Origin of the sequence: Streptomyces sp. NPDC020780, assembly GCF_044334475.1 — a bacterium.
Lineage (GTDB): Bacteria > Actinomycetota > Actinomycetes > Streptomycetales > Streptomycetaceae > Streptomyces.
Genome location: NZ_JBIRTB010000008.1, coordinates 130,374 through 156,062, shown reverse-complemented (window position 1 = coordinate 156,062; position 25,689 = coordinate 130,374). Strand labels below are relative to the sequence as shown.

The window sequence follows — 25,689 nt, the reverse complement described above, 5'->3', positions numbered from 1 at the left end:
GTGCCCCAAGCACCGACGGCGGACCACGTGGGTGGTCCGCCGTCGGTGAGACAGGACGTGGGGCGCTGCGGAGTGTCCGTGCGGCGCCGAAGGGGGTGCGGGGGCCGGCGCCTACCTGGCCGGCTTCCTGCCGGTGATGCCGAGGTGGACCAGGAGAGCGAGGTTCGGCCGGAGCTCGGCCTGCTTCACGCCCCAGGTGCTGAAGCCCTTCTGGTGCGAGGCGACCGCCGCCAGCATCGCGACGAGGGAGCCGGCCATCGCGGCGGGGCTGACCTCCTTGTCGACCCTGCCCTTCGCCTGGAGTTCCTTGACCGATTCCGTCAGCGGACTGGTGACGGAGGTCAGGACCTTCATGCGGATCTTGTAGAACCGCTTGTCGCCCTCGGCCGCGCCGAGGTCCACGACGCGCAGGATCGCGTCGTGACGCCGCCAGAAGTCGAGGAAGCCGTCGACGAGTTCTTCGGCACTCTGCCGGCCGGCCTTGCCGGCCCAGGAGCGGCCGGCGACCAGTTCGGTCAGTCCGGCGCCTTCCTTGGCCATCTCCTCGGCGACTTCGAGGACGGCGCCCTCCACGTCGGGGAAGTACTGGTAGAACGTCGCGGGCGAAGTCCCCGCCTTACGGGCCACGTCGATGACTTTGACGTCCCGGTACGGCGAGGAGCTGAGCATCTCGCTGAGGCAGTCGAGCAGCTTCTGCCGCGTCGCCTGGCCTCGCCGACCGGCCACGCGGCCGTCAACGGTGCGTACTTGTCCTGTCATGCCGTCAGCTTACCGAGGGGTGATCGAGGCGCGATCTGACCGACTGCAAATGGGGAACGCCTCAGTCCGCACAAGGGGAACGGCCCTTTTTCGTCGGCCGGGCGCGGGTGCGGCGGCGGTTACCCAGCGTGCCCGGCGAGCCTCCTGGAGGTCTCCGTGACGGGAGGGGGCCGGTGCGATCGTCTTATCAACAGCCTGTGGATAACTTCGGTGGACAACGTGCGTCCACTCCGGGGGCACCGCCTTCACGAGGCGCCCGGACGTTCGATTTTCAGGGGTGACCGGTGGGCTGCGGCGGCGCTTTCGGGGCGCGGCCCGCGACGCCCGGCGATACGTTGAGTGTGACGGGCGTCACCGCGACGGAAGGACCCGGGCCATGGCCGCATTCGCACAGTCCGTGCCGTGCTGGGTGGACGTGCAGCTCGCCGACCTCGAAGCGGGCAAGCGCTTCTACGGCGAGCTCTTCGGCTGGACCTTCCACGCGGAGGACGGGATGCCCTTCGCCGACGCGTACAGCGACGGCCGGCTCGTCGCCGCGCTCGCCGCCAAGCAGGACGGCCGCATGCCGACCGCCTGGGGCGTGTACTTCTCCACCGACGACATCCTCGCCACCGTCGCCCTGATCCGGAAGGCGGGCGGCCGGGTGATCACCGACCCGGTGCGGGCCGGCCGGGCCGGCGTCCTCGCCCAGGCGGCCGACCCGGGGGGTGCCGTCTTCGGCCTGTGGCAGGCGGGCGACCGCGCCGGCTTCGAGAAGCGCTACGAGCCCGGCGCCTTCTGCTGGACCGAGGTCCGCACACGGCAGCCGGAACGGGTCGACGCCTTCTACGAGGAGGTCTTCGGCCTCGTGGGCGCCGGCCCGGACGACGTCGCGGGCGGCGACGGGGACCGAGCGGACTTCCGCGTGTTCTCCCCGGCGGGCAGCGAGCCGGGCCCGGACACCGCGGTCCTCGGGCGCGGCGTCCTCACGGACGCCGTCCCCGCGATGCTGCCGAGCTACTTCCTCACCTACTTCGGCGTTGCCGACTGCATCCGGGCCGCCGAGACGGCCGTACGCCTAGGTGGCCGGATCTCGGCCCCGGCTCTCGACACCCCGTACGGGCGGACGGCGGTCCTCCAGGACGACCAGGGGGCCGCCTTCGCCGTGCTGCAGCCGACCGAACCGCAGCCCTGAGGGCGGCATGTGCCGGTATGCCGATGCTCCGGCAGCGCGGCGAGGTGCCTCAGCCGTGGTCGTGCGCCCGCCGGACAGCCGGCAGCCGGTCCGGGGACGCCCTCCGGCTCCGCATCCACTGTCCTGAAACGGGTGGAGTGCCACAAGACACCCTGATCCGCCCCCGGGTTCGCAACCGGGGCCCGAGCCAGCAACAATCAGGGTGCGCGCCGCCAGGTGGTGCTCAGTGGTGAGACACCGCACAGGGCGGGATGACGCGGGCTTCGTTTCCTGAGGCCCGTACGGGGAGGTGGCAGGCAAGTGGAGCAGCTGACGCAGCATGACCCGCGGCGGATCGGCCCGTTCGAGGTGCTGGGACGGCTCGGGGCCGGCGGCATGGGGCTGGTCTATCTCGCACGGTCGGCGTCGGGCCGGCGGGTGGCGATCAAGACGGTCCGTACGGAACTGGCGGAGGACCAGCTGTTCCGGGTCCGCTTCACGCGGGAGGTGGAGGCGGCCCGCGCGGTCAGCGGGTTCTACACCGCCGCGGTGGTGGACGCCGACCCCCGGGCGGCCGTCCCGTGGCTGGCCACCGCCTACGTCCCCGCCCCCTCGCTCGAGGAGATAGTGAGCGAGTGCGGGCCGATGCCGACCCAGGCCGTACGGTGGCTGGCCGCCGGCATCGCCGAGGCCCTGCAGTCGATCCACGGGGCGGGACTCGTCCACCGCGACCTGAAGCCGTCCAACGTGCTCGTGGTCGAGGACGGGCCCCGGGTGATCGACTTCGGGATCGCGTCGGGCGTCTCCAACACGCGGCTGACCATGACGAACGTCGCCGTGGGCACGCCCGCGTACATGTCTCCCGAACAGGCCCGCGACTCGCGCAGCGTGACAGGGGCCAGCGACATCTTCTCGCTGGGCTCGACGCTGGTCTTCGCGGCGACCGGGCACGCGCCCTTCCACGGGGCGAACCCGGTCGAGACCGTGTTCATGCTGCTGCGTGACGGCCCGGACACGGAGGGGCTGCCGGACGACCTGCGCCCGCTCATCGAATCCTGCATGCAGATGGACGCCACCCGGCGGCCCAGCCCGGCCGACCTCCAGGCCCAGCTGGCCCCGCACCTGTTCGCCTCCGGCAGCGACGACAGCGGTACGGCGTCCGCCTGGCTGCCCACCCCCGCGACCGCCATGATCGAGCAGCGCCGGGGCGGCGGCCGCGCCGTCGTGGCCGCCCCCGCACCGGTGGCCGCGCCGCCGCCTCCGCAGCAGCCCCCGCCGGGCGCCGCCCCCGCCGGGACGTGGCGCGGCAGCGGCGACGTCCGCACCGCGCCCGCGCCCGCCGCCGGCGGCCCCGTGCGGCTGCCCGGCGCCCAGGTGCCGATCGGCCCCGGGCCCCGCCCGGCGGAGGTCCGCGGACCGGCCGCGGCACACGCCGACCCGGCCACCGGCTGGGTGCGCGCCCCCGGGGCGGACGGCGGCCCGGGCACCGCGACCGCACCGGTGCCCGCGCCCACCCCGTCCCCGGAGGCCCCGCCCGCCGGGCCCGAGCGCTGGCGCCCGTGGCGCTTCCGCATGTCGAACGACGTGTGGGGCACCCCGGTCGTGGTCGGTGACCTGCTGTACGTGACGTCGTTCGAGGTCCACGCCCTGGACGTAGGCAACGGCCGGCGGCAGTTCAAGACCCGCGACGTCGCCTGGGCGATGGCCGTGGAAGGCGGCCGGATCCACGCTTCGGACGGCCCGTCGCTGTACGCGCTGGACGCGGCGACCGGCGCCGAGCGGTGGCGGCTGCAGACCGATGCCTGGGTGTACTCCCTCAAGGCCGACCGCGGCACCGTCCTGACGGCGACGAGGGGCGGCGGCGTCCAGGCCTGGGAGGCGTCCAGCGGTGAGAAGCTGTGGGAGACCGGGGGCGTCCAGACGGACTTCGAGACCGCGGAGGCCGGGCCGGTCATCCACGACGGCACGGTGTACCTCTGGCAGAGCGCCCGGCTGCGGGCCGTCGACGCGCGCTCGGGCGCCGAGCGGTGGTCGTACCCCATCGGCGACGCCGCCTCGTGCGGCGGTGTGCCGGTACGGGTGACACCGGCGCAGGACGGCTTCGTGTACGTCGCCGCGGGGACCCGGGTACTCGCGGTCGACACGGTCTCGGGCCGGGTGCGCTGGCACTTCGAGTCGCCGGCCGTCTTCCTCTCCCCGCCCTCCTTCGCCCCGGGACCCGCGGTCACGGGCGGCGGGGTGTACCTCGCCGACTACCTGGGCACCGTGTACGCACTGGACGCGTCGACCGGCAAGGACCGCTGGCGCATCGCGACCGAGGCCCGCCAGTCCATCGAGCCCGTGCTCGTCACGGCGGGCAACGTGCACGTCGGCAGCGGAAGCGCGCTGTACACGCTGGACGCCGTCACCGGTACGCCGAAGTGGCGTTTCGCGGCGGGCGGCGAGGTGGTGGGCGCCCCGGTGGTCGCCGACGGGCGGGTCCACTTCGGTTCGGCGGACCACGTCCTCTACACCCTGGACGCGGCGGGCGGCCAGCTCCGCTGGAAGCTCGCCACGGGCGGCGAGATCACCGGCTCCCCGGTGGCCCGGGCGGGCGTCGTGTACGCGTGCAGCAAGGACCGGTGCGTGTACGCGCTGGACGCGCTGAAGGGCACGGGCACGGGAGGCCGGGCGCCGCGGGCCTGAGGCGGCTGTGCCTCCGGGCGGGCGTGCGGCGAACGTCCCGCCTGCCTCCGGCGCGCACGCACCGCGTTGCCGGGACCACCCCGGGGCATTCCGGGACCGGGGTCACCCGCCGCCGTGCGCTCCGCGCACGACCTAAGGGGTGTCCTGGTCACGGCCCTGCCCCCGGTAGTGTCCGGGGGACTGCCCCCGGTCGCGCGGGCCGTGCGGATCCGGGCCCGTGTACGGGTCCCGCTCCTGCTCCGGCCAGGGCGACGTCTGCGCGGCCGGGCCGGGCTCCTGGGTGGGCGGCCACGTGTCCGGGCGGTCGTCCCGCGGGACCGGGTAGGGCTCGGTGCCACCGCGGCGGCGCCTGCCCCGCCCCGGCGGGCGGCCCGACATCAGGAGGGCGCCCAGCAGGAGCAGCAGCCCGCCCCCGGTGGCCAGGGCGGCCCCCCAGCGGAGCCCGGACCCGTCGCTGCCGACCGACAGGCTGCCCGCCGCCTGCCCCTGGCGCACCATCCACAGCACGGTGAAACCGAGCACGATCAGCCCCGCGAACGCCACCACGGCCCGGGAACGCAGGATCACGCCGGCGACGGTCACCACGGCGGCGAACAGGAAGGGCAGCAGGATCGACGTCATCACCGCCGCGTGCGCGCCGGTGATGCCGCCGAACAGGTCCTGGATGCGGTAGTCCCGGCCCAGGCGGTCGTTGTACCAGGGCTGGAAGGGGCTCACGACGGCAGCCGCCGCTCCGACGAGAGCGATCACCGAGCCGAGGACGTTGCGGATCATCGGTCAGCCTCCTGCGGCGTTGGAACCCCCGTCCGGCGTTCCCGACCACGCGGGTTTCCCCTCCTGCGACGCTACGCCGGGCGGGTGGGGCCCGCCACCAGACCATGACCTGACTGTGACAGGGTCATGACCGGGCTGTCGGTCCGTGCGCGGAAGGCTGTGCGTTACGGTGTCGCGCGGCCGTGCGACGGCCCAGGAGAGCCGACAACAGCAAGGGGGGCTGCATCGATGATGCGGCGACGGATCAGGTTCGCAGCGGTGCTGGTCGTGGTGGTGCTCGCACTCACCGGGTTCTCGACGTCCAGCGGAGGCAAGAGCGGCAAGAGCGGTAAGAGCCGGAGCGGGAAGAGCAGCAGCAGTTCGGGCGGCGGGTGCTCCAACTCGAAGAAGAGCAACGGCGGCTACCACGACTACGACTACGACGACGACTACGACAGCTCGTCGGGCTCCTCCGGCGGCTCCACCTACGCGGACCCCACGCCGGACGCCACCGCCACCGCAGCCCCCGAGGTCCGCGTCATCCGGTGCGCCCGGCCCAAGAAGGGCACGCGCAAGGCGGTGACCTCCTCGACGGTCGAAATCCGTTCGACGGCGTCCGTCACGCAGACGTACGAGGTGGACGTGACGTTCCTGGACGCCAAGGGCCTGACCGTCGACACGGGCGAGGCCACGGTCGACCTCGACCACGACGAGACCAGGACGCTGACGGTCAGGATGGACAGCCCGCGCCTGGTCTCCCGCGTGAAGCGCTGCCAGGTCACGGCGGAGGGCTACTGACGCCGGCCCGGCGCGGTGAGCGGAACGAGGGCAGGGCCCGAGCCGAACGGCTCGGGCCCTGCCCTGTCTTCCCCGTCGCGGTTCGTGCGGTGGACCGCACCGGCCGCGGACGTGCTGCGGCCGCGGCGGCTCCCCCTCCGCGCCGCCGCGGCCGCTCCCCCGTGCAGATGATGGTCTAGTTGGCCGGCTCGCTGGTGGCGTGCGCGTCCTGGGTGGTGAGCGTCCCGCCCGTGGCGTGCGCGTCCGTGGGCTTGAGCGGCGAGCCGGTGGCGTGGGCGTCCTGGGTGGTGATCTCCTCGCCCGTGGCGTGCGCGTCCGTCGGCTTGAGGATGTCGCTCTTGTCGGCCATGAAGTTCAACTCCTGAAACGGTTCTGACAGCGGACGGATGGGCCCGCCCGGCGGTTCCCCCGTGGATCGCCGGGCGGGCATCCCAGGGCCGATCACCCTAGCGGTGAGGCCACTCGACGATCCGCCTGCCCCCCGACGCGACGGATCGATGAGTAAGAGAGTGCCGTGTGGCGATAAACGATTGATGAACGCCCGTCAGGACGCCCTGGCGATGGGGGCCGGGGCCAGCAGTTGGCGGACCGTGGCCGCTTCCGGTGAGCCGAGGTCCTCGAACACCGCGAGCGCCTCGTTCCAGCAGACCTGCGCCCGGTCCGTCTGGCCGATGCCCGCGAGGCCGCGGCCCAGGGTGGTGAGGACGTTGGCCCGGCGCCAGTCGCCCCCGATACCGCGCAGGATCGCCAGGGCGTGCTCGGCATGGGACGCCGCGTGGGCCGGCTGCCGGATGGTGAGGTGCAGCTCCGCCAGACGGAACAGCGTCATTCCGTGCCAGAGCTGCTGCCGGCTGTCGCGGAACACCGCCATGGCCTCCGTGAGCGTCTCCAGGGCGGAGGCTGTCTGCCCCGTACCGGTGAGCGCCAGCCCCAGGGCGTACTTCCCGTTGGCGAGGCGCAGGGCCAGGCCCGAGGTGTCCGCCTCGTAGATCGTGACGCCCTGCTGGGCGAGCTCGACCGCGCTCGCCGTCCTGCCCGTGGCCAGGTGGACCCGGGACAGATTGCACAGGGCCGAGGCCTCGCCGGGCTTGTTGCCGTCCGCGCGGAAGGCGGCCAGCGCCTCCCGCAGGTGGTCCTCGGCGTCGGCGTGGCGGTTCTCGTACAGGGCGATGATGCCCCGTTGGTTCGGGACCTGGCCGAGGGAGACCGGGTCGTCGGCCAGCCGGCCGAGCTCCAGGGCGCGCCGGGCCTCGGTCTCGGCCTCCGCGAACCGCCCGGACACGCTGAGGGCGTGGGTCAGCATCGTCCGGGCCCGGCCCTCGGCCTGTGCGTCGCCCGCTGTCCGCGCCGCGTCGCTCACCGCCTTGGCCGCCGTGGCGAACTGGTGGGAGTTGGCACCGGACTCACCCAGGTCCACCACGGCCATGAGCAGGTCAGCGGCACGCCGCGGCATGCCGCGCCCGGCTGACTGGGCCGCACAGGCCAGCAGTCCGCTGGACTCCGAGAAGAGCCAGTCCAGAGCCGTCTCCCGCACCGTGAACGTGAGGCCGACGTACGCGGTGCGCGAGAAGTGGTCGAGCACCCGCTCGCCGGGCCGCTCCAGCGCGTACACCGCCGCCGCCGTCGCCAGGTAGAAGTCCAGCAGCCGCGACAGCGCCAGGTCCCCCTCCGCCGGTGGCTCCTCGTCGCGCTCAGCGCACGCACGCGCGTAGAGGCGCACCAGGTCGTGGTAGCGGTAGCGGCCCGGGGCCGCGGACTCCAGGAGGCTGGTGTCGACCAGGGACTCCAGGAGGTCCTCCGCCGTGTGCGGATCCAGGTTCAGGACGGCCGCCGCCGCAGCGAGGGAGATGTCCGGGCCGTCCGCCAGGCCCAGGAGGCGGAAGGCGCGGGCCTGGGCCGGCTCCAGCTGGCCGTAGCCGAGCTCGAAGGTGGCCTTCACCGCGAGGTCGCCCGCCTGGAGCTCGTCCAGCCGGCGGCGCTCGTCGGCGAGCTTCGCGGCCAGGACCGACACCGTCCAGGTGCGGCGGGCGGCCAGCCGGGAGGCGGCGATACGGATGGCCAGCGGCAGGAAGCCGCAGGCGGCCACCACGTCCAGGGCGGCCTCGCGCTCCGAGCGGACGCGTTCGTCGCCGACGATGCGGGTGAAGAGCTGCAGCGCCTCCTCGGGCGACATCACGTCCAGGTCCACGAGGTGTGCGCCGGCCAGGTCGACCATGCGGACACGACTGGTGACCAGCGCCGCACAGCCCTCCGTGCCGGGGAGCAGCGGCCGGATCTGGGCCGCGTCGTGCGCGTTGTCGAGCAGGATCAGGATGCGGCGGCCGTCGAGGGTGGAGCGGTAGAGGGCCGCCCGCTCGTCCAGGGAGTCCGGGATCGCGGAGTCGGGCGTGCCCAGCGCGCGCAGGAACGCGCCGAGTACGGTCTCGGGTTCGGCGGCCCGGGAGCCCGCCCCCTGGAGGTCCACGTACAGCTGGCCGTCCGGGAAGTGCGGCCGGGCCCGGTGGGCGATGTGCACGGCCAGGGTCGTCTTGCCCACACCGCCGATACCGGCCAGCGCGGAGACGGCCATGACGGAGCCCTCGGCGGTGATGAGCCGGTCACCCAGGTCGCGTACGAAGGCGGCGCGGCCCGTGAAGTCGGGGACGGTGGCCGGGAGCTGGGCGGGACGGACCGGTGCCGAGGCCGTGGCCGGTTCGTCGGCCGGCCGGGCCAGCTCCTCGTCGGCCCGCAGGATCCGCTGCTGGAGCTGGGCCAGTTCGGGGCGCGGGTCGACTCCCAGCTCCTCCGCGAGCAGGCGGCGGGTGTCGGCGTAGACCGCGAGGGCCTCGGCCTGCCGGCCGCTGCGGTACAGGGCGACCATCAGCAGCTCGCGCAGCCGCTCGCGCAGGGGGTGCGCGGCGGTGAGCGCGGTCAGTTCGGAGACCGCTTCCGCGTGGCAGCCGACCTCGAGGTCCAGATCCAGCCGGGTCTCGGTGAGCTGGAGGCGCCATTCCTCCAGGCTGGTGCGCTGGTTCTCCGCGTACGGCCCGGGGAGGGAGGCCAGGGCCTCGCCGTCCCACAGGCCGAGCAGCTTGTTGATCAGGGTGCGGGCCTGGCAGCGGTCCGCGCCGCGTACCTTCTCCGCCTCGGCGGCCAGGTCCTGGGCGAGCGACAGGTCCAGGGCCTCGCGGGGGATCCGGAGCGCGTAGCCCCCGGCCTCGCTGACCAGGGTGTCCTGGCCCAGGGTCTTGCGCAGCCGGGACGCGTACGTGCGTACCGTGGCCAGGGCCTGGGACGGGGGGTCGTCGCCCCAGAGGGCGTCGATGAGTTCGGCGGCGGTGGCCGTGCGGCCGCCGCGCAGGAGCAGGGCCGCCAGCAGGGCCCGTTGCTGCGGAGACCCGGACGGCAGGGCCTCGCCGCCGCGCCAGGCGCGTACGGGGCCGAGCACGGTGAAGCGCAGGTCGGTGCCGGCCGCCCGTTCCCGTGCGGCGCGTTGCCCCGGAACGCGCACGCCGGGTCCGTTGTCGCGGTCCATGATGCCCCCTGTTCTGCTCGCCCCGCCGGTCCTGCTGGTCCCGCTCTGATCCGTACGTCTGTACCGCTGTACCGCCGGTATCGCGCTCAACAGTCTGCCTTGTTATGGGCGGGCTCGTCAGCATCGGGTGACGCTCTGCACAGGCCCTCGACATGAACGAGGGCCCTTGACGCGCAAGGAGGGTGACGGCGGGTCAGTTGATGAGGGGCGGCCGGAGTCCGGTGACCCTCCTGGTGCGGACCGCCGGGCATTCCGGGGCGGCCTCCCGGCGTACCCGGCGGTACGTCGTCCGGGGCCGGTGATCCGGCCGGTCAGGTCGTGTTCCCCTCGCGTGCGGGAGTCGCCCCGGCCGATGTCCTGCGGCCGGATTCCGGCGGCTGCCGCCCTGAGTGCGGCCGCCGGTGTGGCCGTGCGACGGATCCCGCCCAGCCCGCCGCACGGGCAGGAGCCCCGCTCCTCCGCCGGGACGGGGAACGGGGCTCCTTGGGTACTGCGCGCCGGCCGCGATCGGCCGACCCGGGCAACTAGGCCGGGGTGACGTTCTCAGCCTGCGGACCCTTGGGTCCCTGAGTGACGTCGAAGTTCACGACCTGGTTCTCCTCGAGGGAGCGGAACCCGGACGCGTTGATCGCGGAATAGTGAACGAAGACATCCGGGCCGCCGCCGTCCTGGGCGATGAAGCCGAAGCCCTTTTCAGCGTTGAACCACTTGACGGTTCCGGTAGCCATAAGCCCTCCTTGGGCCAAAGGGTTGCCCTGCTCCAGAACCTGCAAACAAGTCTGAAAACTACAAAAGCCTGCGGGTTACATGCTCCGCAGGCTCTGTACTGCAAGGGAAACCAAACTGCAACTTGCGAACGAGCCTAGCACGCACTCAGCGGCGAGCGGTAGAGGGAAAGATCACTTCACCCGGATGTTTGATTGCGCCGCCGAAGAGCTGACGGACAAGGCGCCGGGGACTCTCCGGGCGCCCCGATGATGCCCGTCTGCGGGCACGGGTCTAGCCTCGCGATGTGGACAATTCAACCGTCTCTCCCGTGGAAGGCGACGACCGTCGCAGCAGGCCGCGCGTCGGCCACATCCAGTTCCTGAACTGCCTCCCCCTGTACTGGGGCCTGGCGCGGACCGGAACCCTGCTCGACCTGGAGCTCTCGAAGGACACTCCGGAGAGACTCAGCGAGCAGCTGGTCGCAGGGGACCTCGACATCGGTCCCATCACCCTGGTCGAGTTCCTGCGCCACGCCGATGACCTGGTCGCCCTCCCCGACATCGCGGTCGGCTGCGACGGGCCGGTCATGTCGTGCGTGATCGTCTCGCAGGTACCGCTCGACCAGCTCGACGGGGCCCGGGTGGCGCTCGGCTCGACCTCCCGCACCTCCGTACGCCTGGCCCAGCTGCTGCTCGCCGAGCGCTACGGCGTCACCCCCGACTACTACACCTGCCCGCCCGACCTCGGCCTGATGATGCAGGAGGCCGACGCGGCGGTTCTCATCGGCGACGCCGCGCTGCGTGCCCATCTGCACGACGCCCCGCGGCTCGGGCTGCAGGTCCACGACCTGGGCCGGATGTGGAAGGAGTGGACGGGGCTGCCCTTCGTCTTCGCGGTCTGGGCGGTCCGCAAGGACTACCTGGCCTCGCATCCCCGGTACGTGGAGAAGGTGCACGAGGCGTTCCTGGCCTCGCGCGACCTGTCGCTGGAGGAGGTCACCAAGGTCGCGGAGCAGGCGGCCCGCTGGGAGGCCTTCGACTCCGAGACGTTGGAGCGCTACTTCACCACGCTGGACTTCCGCTTCGGACCGGACCAGCTGGCGGGGGTGCGCGAGTTCGCCCGCAGGACCGGCCCGACGACCGGTTTCCCCGCGGATGTGAGGGTCGAACTCCTCGGCGGCTGAGGTGGGCGGTGCGGGAACGGTGCGGGAGAGAAGGGGAAGCCCGTGCCTTCCCGGTCCCGCCTGACGCGCCTTCCCTGGCTCCGCTCGGCGCTCCTTGCCGGCCTGTCTTCCGTGCCCGTCCGGCCGCCGCCTTCCCGGCCGCCGCGTCCCGGCCCCGTCTCTGTTTCCGGTGTCGTCGCGGCCCGTGGCGTCGGCCGGCTCGCCGTGCCGGCGCCGTCCCGGTCCGCCGCCGCGCCTTCCCGGCATCGAGGGCTGTCCGGCACGTCCCGGCGGGCGCGCGACGACGGCCACGGCACCTCGCCGGGTCGTCGGAACGGTCCCCACGCGTCCCGTAGGCGGACATCCCTCCGCCGTGCGACGCACCGCGTCCGACGCCGCGCGCCGATCCGCCGGGAATTGCGGGACACCCTTACTTTCCGGCCCGCCCTCCCGGTCCGTCCCTTTTTCTCCGGAGTGCGGCGCGCATTCCCATCCCGGGCAATGCCGCGAATGGACCGGGTCGGCCGTGCGGCGAATAGCGGATGGCATCCCGAACGCCTCCGGTTTACGTTCCGGTATCCGGCCGTCGAACCGCTATGCGTAACGGCGAGCGATGTATTCACGCCTTTCGCGATGGCGAAAACCGCACTTCGTGCCGTTAGGGGTGAAATCGGCGGAACGGCGCTCTGCGACCATGCGACCCCGGGCCTCTACGCTGCCTGGGAGGTCCCACGGTCCACAAGGGGAGACCATATGCAGCCGCTGGAAGCCGGCGAACCGCGGATGATCGGCGCCTACCGGCTCCTCGGCAGGCTCGGTGCCGGCGGAATGGGCCGGGTGTACCTCGGCCGCAGTGCGGGCGGGCGGACCGTCGCCGTCAAGGTCGTGCACCCGCACTTCGCGCTCGACGAGCAGTTCCGCGCGAGGTTCCGCCGCGAGGTCGAGGCCGCGCGCCGGCTCGGCGCACAGTGGACGGCCCCCGTCCTGGACGCCGACCCGGACGCGCCCGTGCCCTGGGTGGCGACCGGTTACGTGGCCGGGCCGCCGCTCTCCGACGCGGTCACCCGGTACGGGCCGCTGCCCGTGCACGCGGTGCGGGCCCTGGGCGCCGGGCTCGGCGAGGCGCTCCACGCCGTACACGCGCACGGCCTCATCCACCGGGACGTGAAACCCTCCAACGTCCTGCTCGCCGTCGAGGGCCCCCGGCTCATCGACTTCGGGATCGCCCGGGCGGTCGGCGCCACCGTCTCCCTCACCTCCACCGGAGTCTCCGTCGGCTCACCCGGGTACATGGCGCCGGAGCAGATCCGGGGCCTCGACATCACCGGCGCGGCCGACGTCTTCTCGCTCGGAGCCGTACTCGCCTACGCGGCGACCGGCAGCGAGCCCTTCCCGGGCGACTCCTCCGCCGTACTCCTCTACAAGGTGGTGCACGAGGAGCCCGAACTCGGGGACCTGGAGGGCGAGCTGCGCGACCTGGTCGCCGGATGTCTCGCCAAGGACCCCGCCGACCGGCCCGCCCCGGCGGAGCTGGCCCGCACGCTCGCGCCCGGCGGGGCGGCCGTACTCGTGGCGGCCGGATGGCTGCCCGGCGCCCTGGAGCGCGAGGTGAGCCGGGCGGCGGTGGCCCTGCTGGACCTGGAGCCCCAGGAGGCACCGGTGCGGTCGGGTCCGGTGCCGTTCAGCAACGCCTCCCTCACGAGCCCTCCGCCCGGTTCCTTCGGGCCCCCGCTCGTGCCGCCCCCGCCGGACGTACCGTCGCCCACGGCGGACGGCGGCGCCCGGATCGCCCTCACCATGGACGCCGGGCAGCCGGGCACACGGCCCGGCGAGCGCCGGGGGCGGCGGGTGAGCTGCACCGTCGCGCTCGCCGTCGCCGGGGCGCTCGCCGCCGTGACCGTCCGAGCCGCGACGCTGGGAGACTGGTTTCCCGGCGGCGACCGGGGGACCGACCAAGGAGCGGCCCCGCCCCCGGCGGCCACCGCGTCGAAGAATCCCGGGGGCCCCGCCTCCGTCGACGCGCTCCCCTCGGCGTTCGCCGGCACGTGGAAGGGGTCCGCCACCGAACGCGGCGGACTGCCGCACGGCACGGTCACCGCCGTGTTCACCCAGGGCGCGAAGGGCGAGGACGTCGTCCGTCTCACACACCGGCTCGACGTCCTCGGCACGACCGTCGTCTGCAAGGGCATCGGCAGGCTCGTCTCCGCCACCCCGGACGAACTGAGGATCCGGGAGCGCACCGACCCGGAGAATGCCGGCAGCTCCCTGTGCACCGGCGGGGAGGCCGACCTCGACTTCACGCTCACCTCCGCCGGCACGCTGCGCTACCGGTCCCACGAGGAGGCCGCGGGCAACCCGCAGGGCACGCTCAGCCGGTCCGGCGGCTGACCCCGGCAGGGGCTGGCGTAGGCTGGATCGGTCCGCAGATCCGTTGAAAAACCGCCGAAAGGTGACAGCCCGGTGACCGAGAAGGCCGACCTCCAGCCCATCCTCGACCGAGCCGCCGAAGGCGGGCGGATCACTCCGGAAGAGGCCCTCGACCTGTACCGGTCGGCACCGCTGCACGCCCTGGGCGCCGCCGCCGACGCCGTACGCCGCCGCCGCTACGCCGGCACCGAGCACATCGCGACGTACATCATCGAGCGCAACATCAACTACACCAACGTCTGCGTCACGGCGTGCAAGTTCTGCGCGTTCTACGCCGCCCCCAAGGACACGGCCAAGGGCTGGTCGCGCGACCTCGACGACATCCTGCGCCGCTGCGCCGAGACCGTCGAACTGGGCGGTACGCAGATCATGTTCCAGGGCGGCCACCACCCGGACTACGGCGTGGAGTACTACGAGGAGCACTTCTCCGCCATCAAGAAGGCGTTCCCTCAGCTGGTCATCCACTCGCTGGGCGCCTCCGAGATCGAGCACATGGCCCGCATCTCCGGCGTCCCGGCGAAGGAGGCCATCCAGCGGATCCACGCCGCCGGACTCGACTCCTTCGCGGGCGCCGGTGCCGAACTGCTGCCGGCCCGGCCGCGCACCGCGATCGCCCCGCTCAAGGAGTCCGGCGAGCGCTGGCTGGAGATCATGGAGATCGCGCACGGCCTCGGCGTCGAGTCCACCTCCACCATGCTGATGGGCACCGGCGAGACGAACGCCGAGCGCATCGAGCACCTGCGGATGATCCGCGACGTGCAGGACCGCACGGGCGGCTTCCGCGCCTTCATCCCGTACACCTACCAGCCGGAGAACAACAAGCTGAAGGGGCAGACGCAGGCCACGCTCTTCGAGTACCTGCGGATGATCGCCGTCGCCCGGCTCTTCCTCGACAACGTCGCCCACATCCAGGGCTCCTGGTTGACCACCGGCAAGGAGGTCGGCCAGCTGTCGCTGCACTACGGCGCGGACGACCTCGGCTCGATCATGCTGGAGGAGAACGTCGTCTCCTCGGCCGGCGCCAGGCACCGCTCGAACCGGCTCGAGATCATCGACCTGATCCGCAAGGCGGGCCGTGTGCCGGCCCAGCGCGCCACGACGTACGAGCACCTCGTCGTGCACGACGACCCGGCGAACGACCCGGTCGACGAGCGCGTCGTCTCGCACATCTCGTCCACGGCGATCTCCGGCGGCACGGCGCACCCGGAGCTGAAGCTCCTGAGCGCCAACTGAGCCATTCATGCTGACCGTTCACACCGCGCCGTTGGTCCTTCCGGTCGGCGCGGCGGCCATGTCCGAGGGTGCCGTCGCCGTGGACGGCGACCGCGTCGTGGCCCTCGGACCGTACGAGGCGGTCGTGGAGGCCCACCCCGCGGCCCGCGTGCGGCGGTGGCCGGGCGTCCTCACCCCCGGCCTCCGGCAGTGGCACGGCCTCGGGTTGCTGACCCGCCGCTACCACCCCGACCCGCGCGAGGCGGACGAGCTCGGTGAAGAGCCGCTGACCGCCGCGGAGTTCGAGCGGCTGGGTGGGCGGCTGGACGAGCCGCGCCGGGCCGGCAGCGTGCGCCGGGGGCTGCAGCGGATGCTGCGCCACGGCACCACGCACCTCGCCGGCCCGTTCGACGACCGGGCCGTACGCACCGCCGTGGTCCGCTCGGGCCTCACGCCGGTCGCCGCCGCTGCCGGCGGCCTCCCGGGCGAGCCGGACCTGGACCCGTTCGTCCACGGCCGCGACCTGGCGGGCTCCGTGCACGGCCCGCTCACCGTCGGGGGCCGCGCCGACCTCGCCGTCTTCGATGTGCCCGACGAGGCGGCGCTGGTCGCGGCGGGCGCCGGGGCCTGCGTCGCCACGGTGCTCGGCGGCCGGCTGGTCCACCGGCGGCGGTGAGGACGGCCGACTGTCCACCGGCGGCGGTGAGGCGGGTGGCGCGCGCCGCAGCCGGTGCGGCGTACGCCCCCCGGTGGCCCTGCCGCGCCTACGGTTCGGACGCGCCTACGGTACGGACGGGCCGCTCAGGTAGCGGCCGTTCCTGTCGTACGGCCACGCGTTCGACCTGCATCCCTTGAGCCCCTTGATCTGCTGCATCATCGCGGGGGCCGGGCGTCCGGCACCGGGGCAGGTCTCGTGGCCGTGCCCGAGCCAGTGGCCGACCTCGTGATTGATGATCAGGGCGCGGTACTCGGCCGCCGTACCGTCGAAGGTCGGCGAACCGAGCTCCCAGCGCTTCAGGTTGACCATCACCTTCTCGCCGACGCGGCAGTTGACCTCGCCGCCGGTGTCCAGCCCGTACTTTCCGCAGATCGCGTCCGTGGTGTCCGGGGTGGCGATCTTGATCACCAGTCCGGCGGAGGCGTCGGCCACCTGGTGGAAGGTCGTCCTCCCCCCGTGGGACCAGCCACGCGGGTCGCCGAGTATCTCCGCTATGTCGTCGGCGGCCTCGTCGGGATCGACGTCCAGGCCGTCCTCGACCTCCACCCGGTAGTGCTTCCCGCCCGAGGCCGGTGAGAGCCCCGCGCGGGCGACCGTGAACGTGCCGGGCCCCGACCGGGGAACGCTCTTCCCCGTCGCCGTGACGCGCGGGGAAGCCGGCGGGGACGGGGGCGGAGTGTCCTCGGCGACCGCGGCCGGCGCGGACGTGCGATCCGGGGAGGCGGAGAGGGCCCTCGTCGGCGCTTCGTCCGCGACCGCCCCGCCGCCGTCCGTTCCCGGCAGCAGGTCCAGGAGCACCGCTGCGGCGGTCACCGCGGCCGCCACCGCGAGCGCGGCGAGCACCGCGCGGCGCCGGGCACGAGGTCTGTGCCGCGCCCGGCCGCGCCCGGTGCGGGAACCCGGGCCGCCGCTCCCGGCCGTCCGGGGGGCGCGGCCGTACGGGCCGGCGCCGCGGCCCCGGGGCCCGTCCTCCCGCCCGCTGCCGGATACGGGCGGCCCGCCCGACGGGCGCGGTGCCTGGCCTGAGGGGCGCGGCCCACGGGCGGGGAGGTGTCGTTCAGTCGGCACTGTTCGTTCCACTCTTCAGTACGGGATGCGCGTCGGCGTACGACACCGGCTCCTGCAACCGGGTGTCGTCCACCGCGCTGATCAGCTGGGGCAGCGTGGGAGGAGCGGATGCGGCCGAGGACTGCGGCGTCGTCGCCGGTCGCGTCGGCTCCGGCGGCGAGACGGTCAGGAAGACGTCGCTGCTCCCGACGGCGAGACGGAGGGAGACCTCCCCGCGCGCCGGGGAGTCGACGGGCTGCCGGTACGCACGGGCGACCGTACCGTCCGCCAGTGACACCGGGCCGCAGGTCAGGCGCTCACGGGTACCGGAGGTGCGGACCGGCACGGTGCTGGCGTACGCGTCGACGTGGCCGGCCGCACCGGCCCGGTGCCCGTACCGGAAGAGCTTGGCCGACGGGGTCTGCGTGAGGTCCCGCGCCGCCTCGGCGTCTGCGCACAGCGGGTACGCCGTCCGGTACAGCCGCCGCTGCCCGCTCCGCGCGTACGCCTCGAAACCGTCCCCGCCGCCGTCCGCGACCGCTCCCTCCGCGTCCGTGTGCATCCGCCCTCCTCCCGCGTCCGGCCCGCCCGGCGGTGCCGCCGGTTTCTGCTCCGCCCTTACAGAGAGGACTGCGGCCGAAAAGGTTGAAGGCGAATACGAACGGATGGACATGACCGCCGGTGAGCGGGGGAGCGGCGCCCCGGCAGCGCGAGGCCGTCCGGGTCCGCCACGGGCGGGTACGGCGGCGGGCAGCGCGCCGCGTACGGTCCTGCCCGGTCCACGCCGGGGCGCGACCGGCACAATGGGTGGGTGACCCGAGCATCCCTGGAAAAGCAGCCGCACGAAGTCGCCTCGATGTTCGACGATGTCGCGGCGAACTACGACCTCACCAACGATGTGATCTCCCTCGGGCAGGCCCGGCTCTGGCGCAAGGAGGTCGCCCGGGCGGTCGACGCCCGCCCGGCGCAGAAGATCCTCGACCTGGCCGCCGGAACCGCCACCTCCTCTCAGCCGTTCGCCCGGGCCGGCGCCTACGTGGTGCCCTGCGACTTCTCGCTCGGCATGCTGCGGGTCGGCAAGGAGCGCCACCCGTGGATGCCGTTCACCGCGGGCGACGGCACCAGGCTCCCCTTCAAGGACGAGACCTTCGACGCCGTCACGATCTCCTTCGGACTGCGCAACATCCAGGACACCGACCAGGCGCTGCGCGAGCTGTACCGGGTGACCAAGCCCGGCGGCCGGGTGGTGATCTGCGAGTTCTCGCAGCCGACCTGGGAGCCCTTCCGCCGGGTGTACACCGAGTACCTGATGCGGGCCCTGCCGCCGGTCGCCCGCACGGTGTGCAGCAACCCGGACGCGTACGTCTACCTCGCCGAGTCCATTCGCGCCTGGCCCGACCAGGCCGGTCTCGCGGGCCTGCTGCAGAAGGCCGGCTGGTCGAAGGTCGGCTGGCGCAACCTCACGGGAGGCGTGGTGGCACTGCACCGGGGCGTGCGCGCCTGAGCCCCGGCACCGCACCGGTGCGTGCGCGTCCGAGCCCCGGCACCGCAGCGATGCGTGTGCGTCCGAGCCCCGGCCGCCCGGTGCGGCGGGGCGTCACTCACAGCTCCAGCCGGAAGCAGTGGGCCTCCTGCCGCGTCACCGGGCTCGTGTACGACTCCGCCTGCCGCATGCCGAGCCGCCGGGCGACCGCGAGGGAACGCTCGTTGCGCACGTCGACCATCGCCACCACCTCGGCGACGCCAGCGGTCCGCACCCGCTCCAGGGTGGCCCGCGCGGCGGTGGTGGCGTACCCGCGTCCCCAGGCGGCCCGGCCCAGCCGCCAGCCGATCTCGGTCGCGCCCACCGGACCGAAGGAGGTGTGCGGCCAGGGCTGGGCGCCCGTGAAGCCGAGCACCTGCCCGGCGTCGTCGGTCAGCGTCCACAGGCAGTAGCCCAGTTCGGCGTCGTGCCGGCGCTGCCGGGCGGTCAGCTCCTCGTACACCGAGTACTCGGCCGCACGGCCGCCGTGGAACTCCATCACCTCCGGGTCGTCGAAGACGCGGTGCCAGGCCAGGGTGTCCTCGTCGGTCGGGACACGCAGGTGTACGGAGGGGGCGGCGGGAGGCGCGAGCGACATCGGGGAGCCCTTCGGTGACGGATCAGCAGGCACCCATAGACTGCACGTGACCAGTGCCGCGCGGCACGCGAATTCGAGTCTTCGGGAGATCCGACCGTGACCGAGCCCCTCTCCGAGCACAGCGCGGACGTGATCGTCGTCGGAGCGGGTCCAGCCGGCTCCACGACCGCGTACTACCTCGCCAAGGCCGGACTCGACGTCCTCCTCCTGGAGAAGACGGCCTTCCCCCGGGAGAAGGTCTGCGGTGACGGTCTCACCCCGCGCGCGACCAAGCAGCTCGTTGCCATGGGCATCGACATCTCCGAAGAGGCCGGCTGGCTGCGCAACAAGGGCCTGCGCATCATCGGCGGCGGCGTCCGCCTCCAGCTGGACTGGCCGGATCTCGCCTCCTACCCGGACTACGGGCTGGTCCGCAAGCGCGACGACTTCGACGAGCAACTGGCCCGGCAGGCGCAGAAGGCGGGCGCACGGCTGCACGAGCGCTGCAACGTCGGCGCCCCGATCACGGACCCGCGCACCGGCCGCATCACCGGCGTGCACGCCAAGCTCGGCGAGGAGAAGACCCCGGTCACCTTCCACGCCCCCCTCGTCGTCGCCGCGGACGGCAACTCCACCCGGCTCTCCCTCGCCATGGGCCTGCACCGCCGTGAGGACCGCCCGATGGGCGTCGCCGTCCGCACGTACTTCACCTCGCCCCGCCATGACGACGACTACCTGGAATCCTGGCTGGAGCTGTGGGACCGCCGCGGCGCCGAGGACCGCCTGCTGCCCGGCTACGGCTGGATCTTCGGCATGGGCGACGGCACGTCCAACGTCGGCCTCGGCATCCTCAACTCCTCCTCCGCCTTCAAGGAGCTCGACTGGCGCGAGGTGCTCAAGGCCTGGTGCGCCTCCATGCCGGAGGACTGGGGCTACACCCCCGAGAACATGACGACGCCGATCCGGGGCGCGGCCCTTCCGATGGCCTTCAACCGCCAGCCGCACTACACCAAGGGCCTGCTGCTCGTCGGTGACGCGGGCGGCCTCGTCAACCCGTTCAACGGCGAGGGCATCGCGTACGCCATGGAGTCCGGGCAGCTCGCCGCGGACGTCATCGTCCAGGCCCACGCCCGTGCGACGCCCGCCCAGCGCGAACTGGCCCTGCACAACTACCCGAAGATCCTCAAGGACACCTACGGCGGCTACTACACACTGGGCCGCGCCTTCGTGAAGATGATCGGCAACCCGAAGGTCATGAAGATCGCGACCCAGCGCGGTCTCACCCACCCCGTCCTGATGAAGTTCACGCTGAAGATGCTCGCCAACCTCACCGACCCGACGGGCGGCGACGCCATGGACCGCATCATCAACGGCCTCTCCAAGGTGGCCCCGAAGGCCTGAGGGCTGTCCCGGGAGGTTGGGGACGTTCCGGGCCCGGTCATCGGCGTACGTCGGAGGAGCTGCACCGGCTCCGCCGGGCATGCCACCGAGTCGCGATCCGGATCGCGCCGGGAGCCGCGGCGGAGGCAGCCGGTGCGGAGGCGTCGGAACGGTCGCGGCAGATCGCCTCGCGCCCTTCCGTCCGGCGAGCGGCGGACGAGGGTATCCGCCTTCCGGACAACGACCCTCCGGCGTGTCCGTGAATCGTCACAGGAGCGTCGTGGATCGAGGACACTCCGTTCTCGGTGGCCGACGTGGTGCATGGTGCAGGAACAATCAGTTCCCAGAAGTCAGCTGTTCCCACTCTTCGAAGGACCGCCCTCATGGCCTCCCTGCGTACTCGTTCCGTTCTGCTCGCCGCCGCCCTCGTCGCTGGAACCGCTCTGCTGACGGCCTGCCAGAGCGACACGGTCGACAAGGCCTCCTCGTCCGCGACGGCCACCGCCTCTTCGCCGGAGGCGGCTGCCGAGGCTGAGGACTCGTCGGGTTCGGACAGCAAGGCCGATGCGTCGGCCTCCGCCGGCACGAAGGCGCCGGCCGCGGGGAGCGACTCCAGCGGTACCGGTAAGGCCGGCTCGGGATCCGCCCCCGAGAGCGCCGGCGACGGGGCAGGCCAGGGCACGGGGGGCAAAGGCGTGAGCGGCACGTGGTTCGGGAACGTGTCGTACCTGGCGCCCGGCAAGTACACGGTCTCCGGCCCGAAGGGTGAGGAGCAGGCGTTCTTCACGGCCGAGGACACGGAGATCTGGGGCGCGGGTGACATCTGCGGCGACGAGGGCGGCCAGTCCGCCACCAAGTGCACCGAGGAGGAGCTGGAAGCCGCCGCGAAGAAGGGCGTCTCCGCCGAGGTGAAGATCAGCGACGGCATCGCCACCCGCATCACCGACGACCACTGACCCTTCGACCGGAGCCGAGACCCCGGACCCGCGGGGCTTCTGCCACCGTCGACGCCCGCCCTACGCGCGGCTCTCCGCCGCCCGTCAGTAACCTCGACCACCCGCTCTCCACCGCGATGGACAGACCCCGGCCCCGCTCGGCAGCGCACCGGCCAGGGCGCCGGAACCCCCGGTCCTGGGGTCAGCACCCCGCACACGCTGCGATAGGTTGCGGCCATGCGGGCAATGCGGGCATGGACCGCCGACGGATACCGCCGGCTGGGCGCGGCGGGTTCGGCGGCCGCCGCCGTGGGCGGCTGGGCCGTCGGCACACTGCCGGCCCATGACCCGTGGGGCCTGTGGGTCCCGCACGGCTCCCTGGTGAACGCCGCGGGCTACGCCCTGGCGTACGGCGGTCTGACGCTCCTCGTCGTGGCCTGGTGGCTGTACGGCCGGGCGGGAGCCTCCGTCCGGCACAGCCTCGTCACGCTGGTCTGGTGGGCGGTCCCGTTCGCGCTGGCGCCGCCGCTGTACAGCGCCGACGTGTACAGCTACATCGCCCAGGGGGCGATGGTCCTCGAAGGCCACGACGTCTACAGCGTGGGGCCGTCGGTCCTGGACCCCGCGGGACCCGGCGGGGACGCGGCGGCGAGCGTCGGAGGGCACTGGACCGACACGCCCGCGCCGTACGGGCCGTTCTTCCTCCTTCTCGCCCGGGGCGTGGCGTGGGTGACCGGCGGGACGATCGTCCCCGCCGTGCTGGGCATGCGGATCATCGCGGTGGGCGCCCTGGCCCTCGTCGTGTGGTCCCTGCGGCGGCTGGCCCGCGAGCACGGCCGCAGCGAGAGCGCCGCGCTGTGGCTGGGCGCCCTGAACCCGCTGCTGCTCATGCACGTGATCGGCGGCGTCCACAACGACGGGCTGATGGCCGGCTTGATGCTGGCGGGCGTGGTGCTCGCCCTGCGCGGGAGGTGGATCACCGGCTCCGCGCTCATCGGGCTCGCCATGACGGTGAAGTCCCCGGCGGCGGTGGCGCTCCTGTTCGTCGGCGTCGTCGTCGGCAGGGCCGCGGCCGGTCCCGTGGTGCGCCGGGTGGCGAAGGGGCTGCTGGCGCCGGGACTGGTCGCCGTGGCGGTCGCGCTGGGCACGAGCCTGCTCGGCGGGACCGGTCTCGGCTGGCTGGGGACCCAGGGGGTCGCGGGCCGGATCCACACGGCGCTGTCGGTCAGCAGCGACCTCGGCCTGGGACTCGGGCACCTGCTGCGACTCCTGGCGGGCACGGACCCGGACCCGGTCAGGTCCGTGGTGCAGAGCCTGGGACTGGCTGTGGCCCTGGCGCTGATCGCCCGCCTGGCGTGGCACTCCGCGACCGGGCGTACGGAACCGGTGCACGCCCTGGGCCTGGCACTGCTGGCGCTGGTGGCCCTCTCGCCGATGGTGCAGCCGTGGTACTTGCTGTGGAGCACGGTGGTGCTCGCCGCCACCGCGACCGAAGGCCGGGTCCGGAACGTGGTGGCCGTCCTGTCGGCGGCGCTCGTCTACGAGACCCAGCCCTCGGGGTCGACTCCGCCGTACGGCTTCGTGCTCGTGGCCCTCACGTGCGTGGCGGGCGTGCTGCTCCTGCGGCGGGAGAGGGCGGCGGGCGAGGCCCGGGGGCCGGAGCCGCACCTGCTCTCCGCGGCCACCACCGCAACAGGCGTGGACGCGGCTCCCGGTACCCCGTCCACGGCACGATGACGGGCCGTCACTCCCGGAGGGGAAGTGACGGCCCGCTGTCGTACTCAGGCGTTCCGGAGCGTGGGCGTCCGGTGCTTGTGCATCAGAGAACGCGGACCGCGCCCGACGGCGGGTCGTAGTCCAGGGACTTCTGCACCACACCGGTGGAGGAGTTCTGCGCGCCGACGAACTGGCCGCCGCCCACGTAGATCCCGACGTGGTACGCGCTGCCCGCGCCACCCCAGTACAGGATGTCGCCGGGCTGGAGGTTGCTGAGCGAGACCTGGGTTCCGGCGGTCGACTGGCTCTGCGAGACGCGCGGCAGGTCGACACCCACCGTACGGAACGCGGCCTGGACGAGGCCGGAGCAGTCCCAGGAGTTGGGGCCGGTGCCGCCGGAGACGTACGCGTCGCCGACCTGGGCCTGCGCGAACGCGACGACGGACGCGGCGGAGCCCGTGGCGTTCGAGGACGCCGAGGATGCGGGGGACGCCGAGGACGCCGAGGACCCCGAGGAGCCGGACGAGCCCGAAGAGGCGCTGAGCGTCGTGCGCTCGGCGGTGCGGGAGGCGCGCTCGGCGGCCTCCGCCTTGGCCTTGGCGGCCGCCTCGGCCTTCTTCTTGGCCTCTGCCTTGCGGACCGCCTCGGCCTTGGCCTTCTTGGCGGTCTTGGCGGCGTCGGCCGCCGCGGCGTCCTCGTAGGCCTGCGTCTCGAGGTCGAGAGCGACGGCCTGGGTGGCCTGCGCGGAGGCGGCGACGGAGGTGGAGAGGCCTGCCGTGATGGTGGGCATCTCGATGGTCTGGGTCACCGGCTCGGCCTGAGCCGGGCCGGCCGCGCCTGCGACCGCGATGGTGCTGAGGACGCCACCGGCAACTCCTGCCCGCAGCGCCGTCTTCGAGGCACTCTGGCGGGGCTTCCGGTGGCTGGGTATGTGAGCGGTGTGGGACATGGGTACTAGCGCTATCAGGGCTGTAGGGGTCCCATCAAGAAACGTGTGTTGCGACACAGTTACGTTCGGAATTTGTGAATCCGCTTAGCAGTGGCCTTTATTGACGCCCTAACGGGCAAAACGGGCACACGGAATCACCCGCGTGATCACGGGTTTTCAGCAATACGTCCGAATTGCCCGCCACTTACCATCTGTTCACACGGTTGGCCAAGCCCGCTTTATTCGCAGGATACGTGAAGTGACGCAGGTCACACTGTGGGTCCGGGGTGAGAGGCAACCGTGCGACCGGGTGGGAAGTGGGCCCCCGGAGGACCCCGCTTCGTGTCACCTCGCGACCTATTGGTGAGTCATGCCCGGTTTGCTCGGGAGGTTTTCGGGGGCGCTCCGCGGGGGCGTGCAACCGGGAGCCCGCGGTGGGGGCCCGATGGCCTCGGTCGCGGAGTCCAGCCCTCCGTCGCCCCCTCCGGCGGCCGTCGACGACTGCCCCGCCTTCCGGTGGCCGGGCGCCCGCCCCCGTTGCCGATGCGTCGGCCGAGCGATCGGGCCGACGTATGGGTCGATGCGCCGGCCGAGCCCCGGGCGATCCTCGGGCTGATGTGGCGGCCGAGCCCCGGGCCGACGTGCGGGTCGAGTCCCAACCGAGTCCGGGACCCGGCCCCCTGGGCTGATGTGACCTCCGAGTCCGGGACCACGCCCAGGCAGGCGCGACGGTCGAGTCCGGGATCAACCTCCGTGCTGAGGCGGCGCCCGGATTCCGGAACGGCCCCCGGGCCGGCGTGCCGGCCGTTCCGGGGGCCGGGCGCACCCTCCAGGGCCCACGTTCAGCCGTCCGATCCTCCACTTCGGGCCCGCATGCGCAGAGTTGCCACCCGCATCCGGAGGGTTGGTGAACGAGCGCGCGTTGCCGCCGTCCACCTCCGTCCGGGCTTCCCCTCTTCCGGGTGGGTGCGAACTGCGGCCCTTGCCCATATCACGTCCATGGCGTCCATCGCCAATTTGCATGTAGGTGCCTACGATTGATAGTGCCCGCACGGCTTTGACCAGCAGCAACACCGCCAAATGTCACGTCTCGTAACGGCTCGGCCGCTTCGCGTGTGTAGATCACCGCTCAACCGGCTTCATGATCGTTCGTCGGGTGGTGGAGATCACAAACTCGGTGACGCACCCCGTGTCGCAGATCACAGGACGGCAGGCATAGGATGCGGGGCAGTCGGGCTTGTGAACTGCCTCACATGTGCACGATCTTGGTGAGGTGGCGAGCCGGTCGCCCGATGCGGTCCAACGGTCAAGGACGACTGGAAGGAGCGAGGAGCGTGAATGCCTACGCGCCCATCCTCGTGCTCGGCGCCCTCGGGGCAGGGTTTGCGATCTTCTCCGTGGTCATGGCCACGCTTATCGGCCCCAGGCGGTACAACCGGGCAAAGCTCGAAGCGTACGAGTGCGGTATCGAACCCACCCCCACTCCAGCCGGAGGCGGCCGTTTCCCCATCAAGTACTACCTGACGGCGATGCTGTTCATCGTCTTCGACATCGAGATCGTCTTCCTCTATCCCTGGGCGGTCACCTTCGACGCCCTGGGGATCTTCGGGCTCGTGGAGATGCTGCTCTTCGTGCTCACCGTCTTCGTCGCCTACGCATATGTGTGGCGGCGGGGCGGCCTGGAATGGGACTGAG

At 72.8% G+C, this 25,689-nt stretch carries 21 protein-coding genes; 12 read left to right on the top strand and 9 right to left on the bottom strand.

The annotated features are described in order from the left end of the window. Positions 1-111: 111 nt before the first annotated feature. Positions 112-759 carry a TetR family transcriptional regulator gene (locus tag ACH4VO_RS17270; protein ID WP_360985281.1) on the bottom strand — a complete coding sequence of 216 codons (648 nt, stop codon included), beginning with the start codon at positions 757-759 and terminating at the stop codon, positions 112-114. 376 nt (positions 760-1,135) lie between these two features. On the opposite strand from ACH4VO_RS17270, the gene ACH4VO_RS17265 reads away from it, so the two are divergent. Beyond that, positions 1,136-1,933, top strand: coding sequence for a VOC family protein (locus tag ACH4VO_RS17265; protein WP_360985278.1), 798 nt, complete (start codon positions 1,136-1,138; stop codon positions 1,931-1,933). A gap of 300 nt (positions 1,934-2,233) precedes the next feature. Further along, entirely contained in the window at positions 2,234-4,597 is a 2,364-nt protein-coding gene (locus ACH4VO_RS17260; protein ID WP_360985275.1) for a PQQ-binding-like beta-propeller repeat protein, read from the top strand. A 132-nt stretch (positions 4,598-4,729) separates the two neighbouring features. On the opposite strand, the gene ACH4VO_RS17255 is transcribed toward ACH4VO_RS17260, so the two are convergent. Continuing rightward, entirely contained in the window at positions 4,730-5,371 is a 642-nt protein-coding gene (locus tag ACH4VO_RS17255; protein ID WP_360985272.1) for a hypothetical protein, read from the bottom strand. 228 nt (positions 5,372-5,599) lie between these two features. Between ACH4VO_RS17255 and ACH4VO_RS17250 the strand changes: the two genes are divergently transcribed. Beyond that, positions 5,600-6,148, top strand: a complete 549-nt coding sequence (locus ACH4VO_RS17250; protein WP_360985269.1) for a hypothetical protein — start codon at positions 5,600-5,602, stop codon at positions 6,146-6,148. Positions 6,149-6,323: 175 nt separating this feature from the next. Here the strand turns inward: ACH4VO_RS17250 and ACH4VO_RS17245 are convergent, their stop codons facing one another. From ACH4VO_RS17245 to ACH4VO_RS17235, 3 genes are all read right to left on the bottom strand, one after another. Further along, positions 6,324-6,497, bottom strand: coding sequence for a hypothetical protein (locus ACH4VO_RS17245; protein WP_360985266.1), 174 nt, complete (start codon positions 6,495-6,497; stop codon positions 6,324-6,326). Between the two features lie 195 nt (positions 6,498-6,692). Continuing rightward, entirely contained in the window at positions 6,693-9,662 is a 2,970-nt protein-coding gene (locus ACH4VO_RS17240; protein ID WP_360985263.1) for a BTAD domain-containing putative transcriptional regulator, read from the bottom strand. 524 nt (positions 9,663-10,186) lie between these two features. After that, positions 10,187-10,390, bottom strand: coding sequence for a cold-shock protein (locus tag ACH4VO_RS17235; protein ID WP_003967102.1), 204 nt, complete (start codon positions 10,388-10,390; stop codon positions 10,187-10,189). Positions 10,391-10,674: 284 nt separating this feature from the next. On the opposite strand from ACH4VO_RS17235, the gene ACH4VO_RS17230 reads away from it, so the two are divergent. The 4 genes from ACH4VO_RS17230 to ACH4VO_RS17215 all read left to right on the top strand — a co-directional run bounded on the left by ACH4VO_RS17230 (position 10,675) and on the right by ACH4VO_RS17215 (position 15,847). Beyond that, positions 10,675-11,553, top strand: coding sequence for a menaquinone biosynthesis protein (locus ACH4VO_RS17230; RefSeq protein ID WP_360985260.1), 879 nt, complete (start codon positions 10,675-10,677; stop codon positions 11,551-11,553). A gap of 732 nt (positions 11,554-12,285) precedes the next feature. Further along, positions 12,286-13,920, top strand: a complete 1,635-nt coding sequence (locus ACH4VO_RS17225) for a serine/threonine-protein kinase (RefSeq protein WP_360985257.1) — start codon at positions 12,286-12,288, stop codon at positions 13,918-13,920. A 72-nt stretch (positions 13,921-13,992) separates the two neighbouring features. After that, on the top strand, positions 13,993-15,192 hold the full coding sequence (gene mqnC, locus ACH4VO_RS17220; protein ID WP_360985254.1) for a cyclic dehypoxanthinyl futalosine synthase: 1,200 nt from the start codon (positions 13,993-13,995) through the stop codon (positions 15,190-15,192). 7 nt (positions 15,193-15,199) lie between these two features. Continuing rightward, positions 15,200-15,847: an imidazolonepropionase-like domain-containing protein gene (locus ACH4VO_RS17215; RefSeq protein WP_360985251.1), complete on the top strand. Its 648-nt coding sequence runs from the start codon at positions 15,200-15,202 to the stop codon at positions 15,845-15,847. Between the two features lie 105 nt (positions 15,848-15,952). On the opposite strand, the gene ACH4VO_RS17210 is transcribed toward ACH4VO_RS17215, so the two are convergent. Next, positions 15,953-16,732 carry a DUF3152 domain-containing protein gene (locus tag ACH4VO_RS17210; RefSeq protein ID WP_360985248.1) on the bottom strand — a complete coding sequence of 260 codons (780 nt, stop codon included), beginning with the start codon at positions 16,730-16,732 and terminating at the stop codon, positions 15,953-15,955. 214 nt (positions 16,733-16,946) lie between these two features. Continuing rightward, the gene (locus ACH4VO_RS17205) at positions 16,947-17,498 is read right to left on the bottom strand and encodes a hypothetical protein (RefSeq protein WP_360985245.1); all 552 of its coding nucleotides are present in this window, start codon (positions 17,496-17,498) and stop codon (positions 16,947-16,949) included. Between the two features lie 249 nt (positions 17,499-17,747). On the opposite strand from ACH4VO_RS17205, the gene ACH4VO_RS17200 reads away from it, so the two are divergent. Next, positions 17,748-18,440, top strand: coding sequence for a demethylmenaquinone methyltransferase (locus ACH4VO_RS17200; RefSeq protein WP_360985242.1), 693 nt, complete (start codon positions 17,748-17,750; stop codon positions 18,438-18,440). Between the two features lie 97 nt (positions 18,441-18,537). On the opposite strand, the gene ACH4VO_RS17195 is transcribed toward ACH4VO_RS17200, so the two are convergent. Next, positions 18,538-19,056, bottom strand: coding sequence for a GNAT family N-acetyltransferase (locus ACH4VO_RS17195; RefSeq protein WP_360985239.1), 519 nt, complete (start codon positions 19,054-19,056; stop codon positions 18,538-18,540). A 96-nt stretch (positions 19,057-19,152) separates the two neighbouring features. Here ACH4VO_RS17195 and ACH4VO_RS17190 point away from each other — a divergent pair, with 96 nt between their 5' ends. From ACH4VO_RS17190 to mptB, 3 genes are all read left to right on the top strand, one after another. Then, a complete protein-coding gene (locus ACH4VO_RS17190; RefSeq protein ID WP_360985236.1) occupies positions 19,153-20,436 on the top strand; it encodes a geranylgeranyl reductase family protein in 1,284 nt (427 codons plus the stop codon). Positions 20,437-20,798: 362 nt separating this feature from the next. Then, positions 20,799-21,371, top strand: a complete 573-nt coding sequence (locus tag ACH4VO_RS17185) for a hypothetical protein (protein WP_360985233.1) — start codon at positions 20,799-20,801, stop codon at positions 21,369-21,371. 225 nt (positions 21,372-21,596) lie between these two features. Further along, positions 21,597-23,087 (top strand): polyprenol phosphomannose-dependent alpha 1,6 mannosyltransferase MptB, encoded by a 1,491-nt coding sequence (mptB, locus tag ACH4VO_RS17180; RefSeq protein ID WP_360985885.1) that lies wholly within the window; start codon positions 21,597-21,599, stop codon positions 23,085-23,087. A gap of 82 nt (positions 23,088-23,169) precedes the next feature. On the opposite strand, the gene ACH4VO_RS17175 is transcribed toward mptB, so the two are convergent. After that, entirely contained in the window at positions 23,170-24,015 is an 846-nt protein-coding gene (locus ACH4VO_RS17175; RefSeq protein WP_360985230.1) for a C40 family peptidase, read from the bottom strand. Positions 24,016-25,328: 1,313 nt separating this feature from the next. Here ACH4VO_RS17175 and ACH4VO_RS17170 point away from each other — a divergent pair. Then, the gene (locus ACH4VO_RS17170) at positions 25,329-25,688 is read left to right on the top strand and encodes an NADH-quinone oxidoreductase subunit A (protein WP_031093067.1); all 360 of its coding nucleotides are present in this window, start codon (positions 25,329-25,331) and stop codon (positions 25,686-25,688) included. Position 25,689 lies beyond the last annotated feature (1 nt).